Here is a 13,015-nt window from a genome sequence, read left to right as displayed (position 1 = left end):
CAGCTCAATATAAATAAAATTCTAAAGGTCATCTAAAAAAAAGCAAACAAAAAAGGGAGCTAAATTCGCTCCCTTCTAGATGCTTTTTCGTGATGTTGTCACAAAGATACTTAATCGAAATTAAATTGCAATAGAATTTCTAATTTCTTAGTGACTTCGCATATTTTGTAATCGCTTCAAGCTCTTCGTTAGAGATATCTTTCTCACTGAATGAGAACATAATTCCTTTACCGTTTCTTACAAGATGCTTGATTTCAGCGTCGCCAAGCTTACTTTCTGATAATTTTGGAGCATTACTTCTCTGTGCATCTCCATCAATACCATGACATTGTGAACATTTCTTAGTGAATAAGTCCTTTCCTGATAATACTGTTCCATCAGCCGTTTCTACGGTGTCAGTTCCACCAGTTAATTGTTTCTTTGCTGAAGCTCTGTGCATTTCGGCCATACCGTATGCCATGATCAAGCAGAACAATGAAAGCACCATCAAGATTTTGTTGAATTTTTTAGTAGCAATGACCGCTAATGGAATGGAAGCGACTACTAATCCAAATTTGATGGTTAAAGCTTTAGTATATAATGGAATAACATATAATAAATACCCTCCAGTTGCTAAGAACAAGAACGAAATGATCATTTCAGGTACTTTCACAACTTTGGCAAACTTTTCAAATTTATCTTTTCCTAAGAACATCAAAACAGCCTTAACAAGATAAATTAATAAGAATAGTGATACGATTATTCGGTGCGTAAGAAGTAAACTCATGATTTAGTTATATGTTTTTTGAAGTTTAGTAACCTATAATTTTTATGCGATGCAATATGCATCTATTTTTTGAAATATGCTCTTATTTTTGATGATGAATGTCACCTTTTTTTAGTAAAGACCCTATTTCTAATGCTTTAATAACAGTGAATGAATCCTTTTGTTTCTAAATCAATCAAAAAGATTGTTGATTTCTTTCCCTACTTCAGAGCCTATGGCAACTCCCATTCCTCCCATTCTTACACCAATGCCTATTCTATCTGAAAGTAATTTGATGATGGGTGCTTTCTGATCGCCGAAGGCCATAATACCTGCCCATTTCATATCTATATAATGTGGAGTCTGTGGTAGAATAACCTCTTTCAACAGGAGTTGTAAATGATGAATAATATTGGAAGTCGTTTTTATTTCAGTGGTCGTTTCACCTTCATAATCTAAGTTTCTTCCCCCACCTAATAATATTCTGTTGCCTACATTTCTAAAATAATAATAGCCTCTGTCCATATGGAAAGTACCTTTTATGGGTAAGTCTTGAATAGGATTTGTAATGACCACTTGCCCTCGGCCTGGATGCACCTCTAATTGAGGCAACAGTTTCTGAGCGAAAGCATTGACACAAATTGAAATCTTTTCAGCATAAAAATCTACTTTCTGTGTCTGATTCCTACAATTGACAATGACTTTGTCACCATCATCCACAAAATCTGTGACTTCAGTACCTGTAATAATTTCAATGTCAATTGACCTTGCTAAATCGATCAAACCCTTCATCATTTTACCTGTATGGATTTGCCCTTCAAATTGATTAAAAAGAAGGTGCTTCACAGTTTTGTGATGAAAACCAAAGGACTTGATTTTATCATTAGCAACAGAAAATACTTTTTCTTTAAAAATAGGATAGAGGAGTGTATTGATTTCTTCTGTTCTTTCTAAATACTTTTTCTGTTCTTCCGTGATTAGTTCATATCCTCCAAGTTGTTGAAATCCAAAATTAGAGTCGCCGAGCCTCTTTCTGAGTTTTTGAAGCCCAATATATCTTTTTTCAACTGTTTCAATTACTTTGTCGGCAGGCATATTTTCTAAATCATCACAGATTTCTGTCAGACTTCCAAAACAAGCAAATCCAGCATTTTTTGTACTTGCACCCAATGGAAGAATTCCTTTTTCTATAATCAGAACTTTTTCTTTTGGATGTGATTCCTTGTATTCGATGGCAGTAGTTAGTCCTACAATCCCACTGCCTATTATAATGAAGTCATATTGAATAAAAGAGTCTTTTTCCCAGAAGCTTATCATGTGTTTGTTGTCTTTGTGAGAATTGGTTATTATGATTGTATATTTAAGCTCCTACTTAGCATTTGAAGCTCAAAATATCTCTATTGCAAAATAATAAACAGTAAGCATCAAGGCAAAAACATATGGCAACTAAAATTGTAAGGAAAGGGAAAGGAATTCGTTTAAAGGAAGCGGCCGAACAAAAACTAAGTAAAATCAAAATTGGTTTGGGTTGGGAAGTGAGAAGAGGTGGACAATTGGATTTGGACGCATCAGTCTTTATGTTAGGAGAGGATGGAAAACTTCCTGGTGATGAATTTTTTGTCTTTTATAATAATTTAGAGTCACCGGATGGAATGGTAAAGCACAGAGGTGATAATAGGATAGGAGATAGTGAAGGAGATGATGAAGAGATTCTATTGAATTTACCTTTTATTTCTCCAGTAGTGAAAGAGTTGGTGTTTATAGTAAGTATTTATGATGCCAAAAACAGAAGGCATAATTTTGGTAATCTTGATGAGGCTTATATCAGAGTACTCAATCTTGAAAATCAATACGAAGTATTACATTATGACTTGGACGCCGATTTTGGGGATGATACTGAGGTAGAATTTGCCCGACTTGTACGTGAAGATGACGGTTGGCGCTTTATACCAACAGGCTATGGCTCTAAAATAGGCCTTCAGGGGTATGTGGATAAATATATTCCTGAATTGTAATTACTGTTACTTTTTGTACATCATGATTTTTTTCTCATCTTCGCGGATGATTTGAAGTGCTTGGATATTATAAAACGTGACATTCCATGTTCTTCGTTTATGAACTTAAAAGAAAGGTGTTTTTGTAACTATTGACTTTCTTTTTTAGAAACTGATTATTTACATACAGCCAAAACTTAATACATAAATCAAAAAAATTAGCATGAAAGTAGGAATCATTAAAGAAGGAAAAGTACCTGAAGATAAAAGAGTAGCACTTACTCCAACTCAATGTGAGGAAGTATTGGAAAAATATCCTGACGTAGAAATCTATGTTCAGAAAAGTCCAATTAGATGCTATACTGACCAAGAATACCAAGAGGCAGGTATTGCTGTTGTAGACAATGTAGACGACTGCGATATTCTATTGGGTATTAAAGAAGTACCTATTCCAGAATTGGTTCCTGATAAAAAGTATTTCTTCTTTTCTCATACCATCAAAAAACAACCTTATAATAGAGAGTTACTAAGAGCAATCCTTAATAATAATATTGATATTGTTGATTATGAAGTGTTAGTAAGAGAAGACGGTTCAAGAGTGATTGCCTTTGGACGTTTTGCTGGACTTGTAGGTGCTTATAATGGTTTATTGGCATACGGTAAACGTCACAATATTTATGATTTAAAACCTGCTCATCTATGTCATGATCTGAATGAGTTATGGATTGAATGTAAAAAAGTAAAGTTACCTAGTGATTTCAAAATTGCTTTAACAGGTAGTGGAAGAGTATCAAATGGTGCTGTTGAAACTTTATTGGCGGCAGGAGTAAAGAAAGTGAGCAAGCAAGATTACTTGAATGAGAATTTCGATCGCCCTGTTTTTGTACAATTGAGATCAAAAGATTATCACGAGAAGAAAGACGGCAGTGCATTTGAAATTAAAGACTTCTTTGCTAATCCATCAGATTATAAATCAACTTTCGGCGACTTCCTTCCTGTAACAAATATGTTAGTAGCAGGAGCATTCTGGCATCCTGCAGCGCCGGTATTGTTCACGAAAGAAGATGCTCAGAAAGAAGACTTCAAAATAGAAGTGATTGCAGATGTAACTTGTGATATTGAAGGTTCAATTCCAAGTACAAAAAGGCCATCGACTATCGCTGATCCGCTTTATGATTACAATCCTTCTACAGGAAATGATGAAAAAGCATTTACAAGCAAGGACAATATCACAGTAATGGCAGTAGATAATTTGCCAAATGAATTGCCAAGAGATGCTTCAGAAGCATTTGGTCGTCAGATGATTGATAATGTGTTGGAAGATCTTTTTGTTACACCGAAAGGAGTTGTATCAGGAGCAACCATCACACATGGTAAAAAACTGACAGAGAAGTTTTCGTATCTTCAAGATTACGTAGACGGAAAAGAATAAATCGTTGTAGGGGCAGACCTATGTGTCTGCCCACTGTATATATAAAAAGAGGTTGTTCAAAGAGGATTGAACAACCTCTTTTTATATATGAAAATTCATTATTTCTATACAAATGTGAAAAAAGTTAAAAAAAATACTGATGTAAGATAATGGTGTGAATCTTCATTTTTTAAACTTATAAATCCATTTTTTAATATTGATAGGGTAGTTTGCTGTTTTTCCTTGATGTAAAGTATAAGGTTTGTATTCATTGTTAAGTGTAACCTTTTTAGTGGTAATTAAGTAATATTAATCAACATTACAAAAACCTAATTTTACCAAAATAATGAAAAATACCAATCTATTACTCTGTGTGTTAATCACCTTATTATCAGTTCAATTATATGCCCAAACACCTACAAAAATAAATATCCAAGAAATTAGAGTTATAGAAGAAGAGGAAACTCCAATATTGATGGCTTCCAATAATACTCCTCAACGATTAGAACATCAAAAAAGTGTATATGTAGATAACTCTGGAACGTATGTCAATAAATCATTACCCTTATTTTTAAGTTTTTCAACATCAAAAGATAGTAACGCAGAACATTTTCAGCTGAATGAGTCAGAAGAGGTAAAATCCAATGAAGCTCTTTATCTTGATACTGAAGGACCCAATTATATTCGATCAAAATGGGCCGTTGACCCTGAAACGAAAGAATATATTTTACCTAAAAGAGAGGTGAAATATGAGGTGATTGCAGATAGTAAAGCACCTGTTTCTAAAATTTCTTTTGACGGAACAAAACTACATGATAATGGTGTAGAGGCTTTTTATGGCAAAAATTTAATGATGCATTTAATGGCTAATGATACTTATTCAGGAGTAAAAAACATCTATTATTCATTGGATGGTGAAAACTTTCATGAGTATGAGTACTCTGTTTCTTTGACAGCAGAAGGACAGCACATCATTTATTATTATGCGGCAGATAATGTGGGGAACCCGGAAGAAGTCCGTACTTCTACTTTTAAAATCGATTTGACTTCACCTGAGTCAGTAGCCAATTGGAAAGGTCTAGTATATAATGAAAATATTGTATCACCTTATGCTACAGTGAGACTTCAAAGTGAAGATGAAATGTCTGGAGTAGATCATATTGAATTTAGTTATGATAATAGTGCTTTTCAGGAATATACTTATCAGCCCATCAACTTAAAAGACTTAAAAGATGGAGAGCACGAAATCCATTACAAGGGGTTTGATTTAGTAGATAATGAAGAAGTAGAAAAAACATTGACTTTTTATGTTGATAAAATTGCTCCAGAAATCTCTCATACCATCATTGGAGATCAGTATATGAACGAAAATATCCGTTATATCTCACCAAGAACCACTTTTAGTATTGCTTCTTCAGATAATAAAGCAGGAGTGAAGCAAGTGTTATACAGCCCAAATGGAGGTGCTAATTATACACCTTACACAGGTACAGCCTTTACATTGAAAAATGAATTAGGGGAGCATCATATCAGTTATAAAGCATCTGACAATGTCAACAATATGGCAGCAGTGAAAACCATAGAAGGAACTGAAACGCTGTTTATGGATAACGTTCCGCCTTCATCTTCTTATGAGTTTATTGGTGAGCAGTTTTCACATAGAGATACATTGTTTATTACATCAAAGACACAGATAAAGTTGGCTTCATTGGACTCTCATTCTAAAGTAAAAGATACTTTCTTCGCTATCAATGGTGAGGCAGATAAAAATTACAGTGGTGCATTTACAGCCAACACAGAAGGAGATCAAACATTGACTTTCTATGCCGTTGACAATGTGAATAATGAAGAATCCGAAAATGAAGTGAAATTTTTTGTTGATAATGAAGGTCCTGAAGTGCATGCCAATATGAGTATTGAGCCGATTGGTAAGCATGGAGAATTTGATATTTATCCTGCTTTTACGAAGGTTTATTTAGGAGCAACAGATACGCATGTAGGTACCAAGGAAATTAAATATTCCATCAATGGAGGTCCCATGAATCTGTATTCTAGTGGTTCCAATTTAGATATCTCTGAGAAAGAGCACCTGAAAAAGGAACAGCATTATGAGATAAAAGTAGTGGCCTATGATAATTTAGGAAATGAGTCTAAAAAGACTATCGAGTTTTATGTAGGACAGCATTAAAAAATAAGGGAAGAAGTTTACTAGACTTCTTCCCTTATTCTCAGTTTGTAGGTGTTAGTATTTAATTAATAATAAAACCCATTCTTCTGTAATATCTGATAATTCAAGAGGATTGCCTTCGGCATTTGTTACCTCAGTACTTATTTTTTTGTTGATATTATCTTTATCATATTCATAGTTAATGATATAGAGAAGTGTATCTTCCTTAGAGTATATTTTTTCTTCTTCAACAGCAGAAGTACCAACTACGTAAGAGATAATTTCTGTTTTACCTTCTAAAACTAAGTTTTCTGGATCGCCACCGTATAGCTCTATATATTTTGTTTTATTATTTTCACCATGAATAAATTTTTTAGCATATTCTAATGCTGTTTTATCATCGTTGTAAGTGAAAAGGATTCTAGCTACTTCGTTAGCAAATACATTATGGTATTCCTCAGTTAGACTAATTTGCCCTTTGAAATAGGATGAGTAAAGCATAACAGTGTTATCATAAGAGTATCTGTATTCGTAGTCACTTTCACTATCATGATTATCAATAATTACTGAAGTTAACCTATTCTCATTATCAAAATTGTAGGTTGTTGTTTGATCTTCCTTATTTTGTTTATAAATGAGGTTGTTAATGTATTCATAAGTGATGATTTCTGTTCTTTCGTTACCATTGAAGTTTGAAACCATTTTATATTCAATAATATTATTTTGGTCATCATATTTCAAGTTGTATACTTCAGCAGCATCTTCTAAACCTTCTGTGTGGTGGAATTTTACAGAAACTAATTGCCCTTTCTCATTGTATTCATGAACATGACGATCTCTAAATACTCCATCAATTTTTCGTGTAATTGATTTTATATATCCTACTTCATCATATGTATAGTAAAGAGTTAATAGAAAATCTTCATTTTCGACATCTGATTTTTCTGAAGAGATGATTACTCCATTTTCATCATAGCTATGGTTATAGTTAACTAAATTTTCTCCGAACTTCCCATGTAACTTTTTGTTTTGAGCTGAATTAGTGATTTTTCCATCTTTTACAGTATGCTTGTAGTTAAAAGCAAATTGCTCTCTAAGTTCAAAACTTTGCTCAAAAGATTTCTGGAATTGTACTTGATTGAAAATTTCATTTTCAGAAATGACAATGTCTTCATCGTTTAGCTCATTAGGGTCAACAACTTCTTCGTTGTCGTCTTTGATATTAGGATCGTCAGGCAAAATTTCACTTTCGGAGCCACAAGAGTAAAATACACTAGCTAGGAATGTAATAATTAATAGTTTGCTTGCTAAGTATGATAGATGTTTCATTTGCTATTTTAAATAGATTAAATTTAAAGAATTGCAAATAATATTAAATGTAAATCGAAATACAAATATCATTATCAAACATGTGTTAATGTAATTGTGTTGGTAAATACATAAACTTGCATTTTTTTTCATCTATAGATTGAGGTTCAACTATTTAAGGTTTTTTTGATTAAATGAGTGGTGAGTTTCTCACATTAAACTATTTTTCCCAATCCACTAAATTCCTTTCACTACTCACTACACCATCTTCATCAACATAAATATAGTTGCCGTCCACTAGTTCCAAACCTCCTACATTTGCATGCAGATAAATCTCTATGCTTTCTTCTTCTTTCAAAGCTTTCATGGGGTAGCACCTCTGGGCCATAATACCAATTCTCATTTTATTCAATGCTTCAGTATGTCTATAATTGGCATCCGTAATCAAACCTTCCCATTCTTGGTGCAGAAGAGCATAGGCGATTTCTTCATCAATTAAAGCGTCCATCGATTCACTTTCCCATTCTACTACTAAAACTTTTCCCTTACCATTTTCTTCTTCCAAACGCTCCAGTACAAGTTGTGGATTATTGGTTTTCAGACATACTGCTTGACCATGAAAATCTATTTTCTTTCCTACTTTTTCAAATGTTCCAGAAGCTACTTTTACGTCATTTCTGAATTGATCGCAGAGGTAACTTGTTTGGATTTTTACACCGCTGTCAAAAGTTGTGTTTTCAAGAAATGAAATAGTATCTTGAACGGATTTCTCAGGGATTTCCTCCATAGGTACATGCCCGACACCCTCGTAAATGATCAGTTGTGAATTTGGTAAGCTGAATTGAAATTTATAAGCGTTGGCAAGTGGTATCCATCGGTCTTTTTCACCCCAAATAATTAAAGTTGGAGTATCGAGTTGTTTGATCAGGTCTGAATGATCTTCTATTGTGCTGTTAGCGATATTAAGGAACGCTTCTTTATTTCCTTTTCTAGAGAAAATTTCATGGTACCTAGTGATTGTTGCTCTGTCAACCCTTTTAGCATCACCATAAGCGTTTTTCAAAAAGAATTCAATGAAGCCTTTGGGCGCTTTAAGGTATTCAGCAAAACCATGAAACATCTTGAATTCCTTGATGATCGGATTCTGAACTAATTTGAAAAGTAAAGGAATGGAGTCTTTATCATTAAAACCAGCAGCATTCAATAATATCAATCTTCTTACCTGTTCTTTATAGCGATGAGTGTATTCCCATGCTATCCATCCGCCTAAAGATGATCCAGCAAGGTAAAACTTTTTTACTTCAAGCTTTTTAAGAAATGTATGTACAAAATTAAGGTAGATATCAATAGAATAAGTTCTGTCAGGCCTTGGTCCCGTTATGCCGAAACCGGGGAGGTCTAAACGTATTACTTTATATTTTTCTTTTAATGTTGTCGTCCATTTGTCCCAAGTATGTAATGAGGCAAAGGTGCCATGCAAAAAAACTATTGGAAAACCCTCTCCTTCAACTTTGTAATGTACTTTCATGCCTTCCAGCTCCATGAAGCTAGATTGCTCATCTGTATATTTTTGTATTATATCTATAGCCATTTTTTATTGTTTTATTGATTGTGAATATACATTCAAAAAAATGATTTTTCTAGTATAAAATGCCTGTCCAATAGGTTGATATTTTTCTAAGTTTATCAAAAAGCGTTGTAAGCTAAAGGGAAGTCAATATTTATGTCTTTTTTCTTAAAACCTATTTTGAGGAATGTTCACTATGTTAAAATTTTTTATTAATGAGAATGCAATCATAAAAAGTCTTTTTAATTATAACCCCAGGCCCAGGTTCTCCGTCAAAAGTTTAAGCTAGAACAAAATCAGTAACAACATTCTAATTCACATATTTAACTACGATTATATTGCTATGAAAAGTATTTTATTAAACCTTTTTACTTTCGGAACAGGAGCTGCGTTTTCATCATGGAATTCTTTTACAAATAAAAAACAATTGAAGGCCGGTTTTTATAGGCTCGAACATGATGATCTTATTTTTGAGATGTCAGTAACACCTTCAGGCCAGATTGAGGAAAGGTGGAAATCTACCTTAAATTCAGATAAGAAGTTTGTTTTTATAGGTGTAAATCAATTGAAGGAAACTCAAACGCCAGCTTATTGTTTGGATGGAGAGATGGCAGTAATTGAAAATGATCAAATGAAATTCAGAAATGACTTTATTAAGCTGAAAGTCTCAAAGGAAAATCAACCATTGAATATTCATAATTTGCCTTACGTATTGGTAGGTCAAACTCCTGAGTGGACTGTCTAAATGCAGTTATTCGAACTTTATGAAGCTAGGTTTGGTAGGTTTAAAGTCCCTTAATGGAAGGTCGATTACTGTCGTTAGTAGTACTTGAAAAGCACTATTATTGAAGTTTGCATTGGGGTAATATTTAAGGTCTAGTGTTAGAGTATTAAAGACTAGGTTTTCATTTCTTGTTCTGATACCCGCACCAAAAGAGGAGAATACATCATCATTTGAAATGGAAACTCTGTCAGGGTCAGATAGAAAGCCCACTTCAAAACTCTGATAAACAGCAAATTTAAATCCATAGAAAAACAGAGGTGTAAACCATATGTTTTCTTGCTTGATTTGTAATCTTCGAACACCTTTTTTAGAAAAGCGATTGATTTGGAAATCACTAAACACATCGTTGTCAATAAAGTAGAGATAATCTCCAGGTATCCGGTCGTTGCCGTCCATTAAATCTATATCAAGTAGTAAACGAAAGAAGTTGTCTCTTACTGCTATAAGATTGGTGAAATAGTTGAAATTCAGATGGAAAGTCTCCTGACGGTACTGGTCTGTCAAAAAGGAACCTACTTCTCCTCTTAGCTTAAAAAAACCATAGGGGGTAAATTGGCCAATATCCATAGCCATTCCTATATACGGACGCCGGCCTAGAAATTCATTACTTTCCCATCCGCTTGTAACAGAAATGAGCCAGCCATGCGGAACGTCCTCGGTTCTACCAAAGCCTTGTAAATAGCTTAACTTTCTATAGTTACGCTGGTTGATAGTAGCACTAAAAGCATATTGAGTTCTATTATGAAATTGATATAATGTATCAGTGTCCACCTCATGAGGCCTTTTAAAGAATTGAATATTGTCTACCCCCATACTAAAGGTAATATTTTCATTTCTTGATTGATTGATGTGGAAAGACCGCCCAACCCATCCACTTAAAAAAGTGTATTCTAAAGGTTCCCAAAACCTTTCAGTGCTGTCGATAGGTATAAATGCACTGTCAGAAATTGTATAACCATACAGCTTATTAAGATTTCGAGCTTCAAAACCTCCTGCTGTTTTAGTATTAGAAGTGATGAAATCTTTGTAGGCACTAACACCCCATGTTGATTCCAGATAATTGTCATAAGAAACAATATCAAGATCTATAAAACTACCGTTTATGTTCTGAAAACGGTATTCAAAATTATACCCGAATGGTTCTGGTTCGTCATTTTTTACTACAGCTCCAATGTAGGCGTATTGACCAGTACCTAAAAAGTTGTTGTTGTATAACCCTAGTTCAAAATTATTGATATTCTGATAGTTTCCCCTCACACCAATCGTCCACTGATCCTGCGTGATAATATAGACATCTATATTAGAATCATCGACTTCACAGGCATATATCAAGGCATCTTTGATAAATTGTAAAGCACGAAGTAGACGTTCTGAATCATAGAAATCATCATCATTTATGACGTCGCCAACGTTGAAAACAATGTTTTTATCAATTACTCTTTCTCTTGTTTTAGCATGAAGACCGTTTGCGGTTCTAGTCACTCTAGTAGTGATAATAGGGTCAGGTTTTTTTACATCAGCCCCGAATGGAGGTAAGCGAACGTACGTAATACTTCTTACAATTTTCCCTTCAAAACACATCCCCGTACTCAATATCTCAGGAGCTTCAGAAAGAGAATCACTATTTTGATATTGCTTTACTAATAATAAGTTTGAAAGTTCTTTAGTAAGTCTGTTTTTGCCTAGAAGCTGATGCAGTTTATTGTAAAACTGCTCACTTTGAAGTACTGCAGAGGAATCTTGATTGATAAGTTCAGGAGGTAAAAATAAAGTGGTGTCATGAGTGAATTTATACACAGAATCACCTAGCACAATAGGGACATAGGCCTTTACTTTAACTTTCTGTAAAGTAGAGTCTTGTTCTTGTGCTTTTACATTTATAATAAATAGTTTGGAAAGGATAAAAGCTAAAAAAAATGCTATAAATAGATAGCGATTTGGCCTCATTGATTAAGTTTAAAATAAAAACAGTAATGCAATTTAATAAAATTAAACTCTATTAGAGCATGTTTGAAATATATATTTTAGAAGTGAAAATTCTCCATTTTAGGTTGTGAGGAAATTAATTTCAGAGAAAATAGTGGTACTATAGTTGATGAAATTAATAAACTCACGTTCTGAAAGGGTGGATTTTTACTAAAAGAGATGTTTCAAACATGCTCTTATATAATGAGCATTCTTAACTTTGTATATATTTTGAGTTAAGCATACACCATAAAGCAGGGTAATATATAGTGAAAAGTCTTTGTGACTTACCTTGAGTGTATATTTGGAGAGTTGTATTGAAAAGGTTGCTTTATATAAAGCATGACATCTTCTGTACTTAATTTAAAATATTTTTAATAAATGATTACAGTAGTTCTATCTTAAAAAAAAGAATGATTAGATATTTTTCCTTGGGAGTATTATCCGTTTTATTATTGTTTGCAGGAGGTGCAATGTTATTGCCTTCTGAATATGAAGTAAAGGAACATGTGTATATCAAAGCTTCCCGCAAAGCGATTTTCCCTTATATTGACAACTTAAGGAAATGGAATGAATGGGCTTTCAAACTGGAAGAGGAAGGAAGCCGTTTAAGTCCGGAGTATCATGGGCCCGATGAAGGGGCAGGGGCTATTCATACCTGGAAATCTTACGATGGTTCAAGTGCAGAGTTAAGAGTGCTGGAGTCCGAACCTTATGAGAAAGTTATACTTCAGATGTCAACAAATGAAGGTGTCTTTATCTCTGAAATGGTTTTCACTTTAGAAGAAAGCGATGGAGGAACGGTGGTAACATGGGGTGAAAAGGGTGACTTTGGTTTTCAGCTAGTCACAAGAGTAGTCGCTTTTATGGCTGATTATGAATCGCAAGTAAAAACACAATATCAAGCAGCGTTAGAGGAATTGAAAAAAGCAACAGAATAGCTTTTACAATAAAAAAGGCTTCAGATTTTAAGATGATCTGAAGCCTTTTAATTTATATAATTAAGTACTGAGACAAATTAAAATATAAGCTATATTTATACCCTAATTATGGGTCGTAAAACAAAAGTTATAG

10 protein-coding genes are annotated in these 13,015 nt (G+C 33.7%); 5 read left to right on the top strand and 5 right to left on the bottom strand.

Annotated elements, in window-relative coordinates; translation table 11 throughout:
* Positions 1 to 139 precede the first annotated feature (139 nt).
* The gene (locus HHU12_RS18625) at positions 140 to 766 is read right to left on the bottom strand and encodes a c-type cytochrome (protein ID WP_082795812.1); all 627 of its coding nucleotides are present in this window, start codon (positions 764 to 766) and stop codon (positions 140 to 142) included.
* A gap of 171 nt (positions 767 to 937) precedes the next feature.
* Positions 938 to 2,062, bottom strand: a complete 1,125-nt coding sequence (locus HHU12_RS18620; RefSeq protein WP_169658246.1) for an NAD(P)/FAD-dependent oxidoreductase — start codon at positions 2,060 to 2,062, stop codon at positions 938 to 940.
* A gap of 122 nt (positions 2,063 to 2,184) precedes the next feature.
* Between HHU12_RS18620 and HHU12_RS18615 the strand changes: the two genes are divergently transcribed.
* From HHU12_RS18615 to HHU12_RS18605, 3 genes are all read left to right on the top strand, one after another.
* On the top strand, positions 2,185 to 2,760 hold the full coding sequence (locus HHU12_RS18615) for a TerD family protein (RefSeq protein ID WP_169658245.1): 576 nt from the start codon (positions 2,185 to 2,187) through the stop codon (positions 2,758 to 2,760).
* Between the two features lie 202 nt (positions 2,761 to 2,962).
* A complete protein-coding gene (locus tag HHU12_RS18610; RefSeq protein ID WP_169658244.1) occupies positions 2,963 to 4,171 on the top strand; it encodes an NAD(P)-dependent oxidoreductase in 1,209 nt (402 codons plus the stop codon).
* Between the two features lie 325 nt (positions 4,172 to 4,496).
* Positions 4,497 to 6,338, top strand: a complete 1,842-nt coding sequence (locus HHU12_RS18605) for an OmpL47-type beta-barrel domain-containing protein (RefSeq protein WP_169658243.1) — start codon at positions 4,497 to 4,499, stop codon at positions 6,336 to 6,338.
* A 54-nt stretch (positions 6,339 to 6,392) separates the two neighbouring features.
* Here HHU12_RS18605 and HHU12_RS18600 read toward each other — a convergent pair whose 3' ends face one another.
* Together HHU12_RS18600 and HHU12_RS18595 are read right to left on the bottom strand one after the other, a co-directional pair.
* Positions 6,393 to 7,646, bottom strand: a complete 1,254-nt coding sequence (locus HHU12_RS18600) for a hypothetical protein (protein ID WP_169658242.1) — start codon at positions 7,644 to 7,646, stop codon at positions 6,393 to 6,395.
* A gap of 199 nt (positions 7,647 to 7,845) precedes the next feature.
* The gene (locus tag HHU12_RS18595) at positions 7,846 to 9,216 is read right to left on the bottom strand and encodes an alpha/beta fold hydrolase (RefSeq protein WP_169658241.1); all 1,371 of its coding nucleotides are present in this window, start codon (positions 9,214 to 9,216) and stop codon (positions 7,846 to 7,848) included.
* 319 nt (positions 9,217 to 9,535) lie between these two features.
* On the opposite strand from HHU12_RS18595, the gene HHU12_RS18590 reads away from it, so the two are divergent.
* Positions 9,536 to 9,937 (top strand): hypothetical protein, encoded by a 402-nt coding sequence (locus tag HHU12_RS18590; RefSeq protein WP_169658240.1) that lies wholly within the window; start codon positions 9,536 to 9,538, stop codon positions 9,935 to 9,937.
* Between the two features lie 6 nt (positions 9,938 to 9,943).
* Here the strand turns inward: HHU12_RS18590 and HHU12_RS18585 are convergent, their stop codons facing one another.
* The gene (locus tag HHU12_RS18585) at positions 9,944 to 11,923 is read right to left on the bottom strand and encodes a hypothetical protein (protein WP_169658239.1); all 1,980 of its coding nucleotides are present in this window, start codon (positions 11,921 to 11,923) and stop codon (positions 9,944 to 9,946) included.
* A 431-nt stretch (positions 11,924 to 12,354) separates the two neighbouring features.
* On the opposite strand from HHU12_RS18585, the gene HHU12_RS18580 reads away from it, so the two are divergent.
* Positions 12,355 to 12,882 (top strand): SRPBCC family protein, encoded by a 528-nt coding sequence (locus tag HHU12_RS18580; RefSeq protein ID WP_169658238.1) that lies wholly within the window; start codon positions 12,355 to 12,357, stop codon positions 12,880 to 12,882.
* Positions 12,883 to 13,015: the final 133 nt, after the last annotated feature.

This window comes from Flammeovirga aprica JL-4 (genome assembly GCF_012844305.1).
Classification (GTDB): Bacteria; Bacteroidota; Bacteroidia; order Cytophagales; family Flammeovirgaceae; genus Flammeovirga; species Flammeovirga aprica.
The sequence above is the reverse complement of the archived record's forward strand: the minus strand, read 5'-3'. Positions and strand labels throughout refer to the sequence as shown.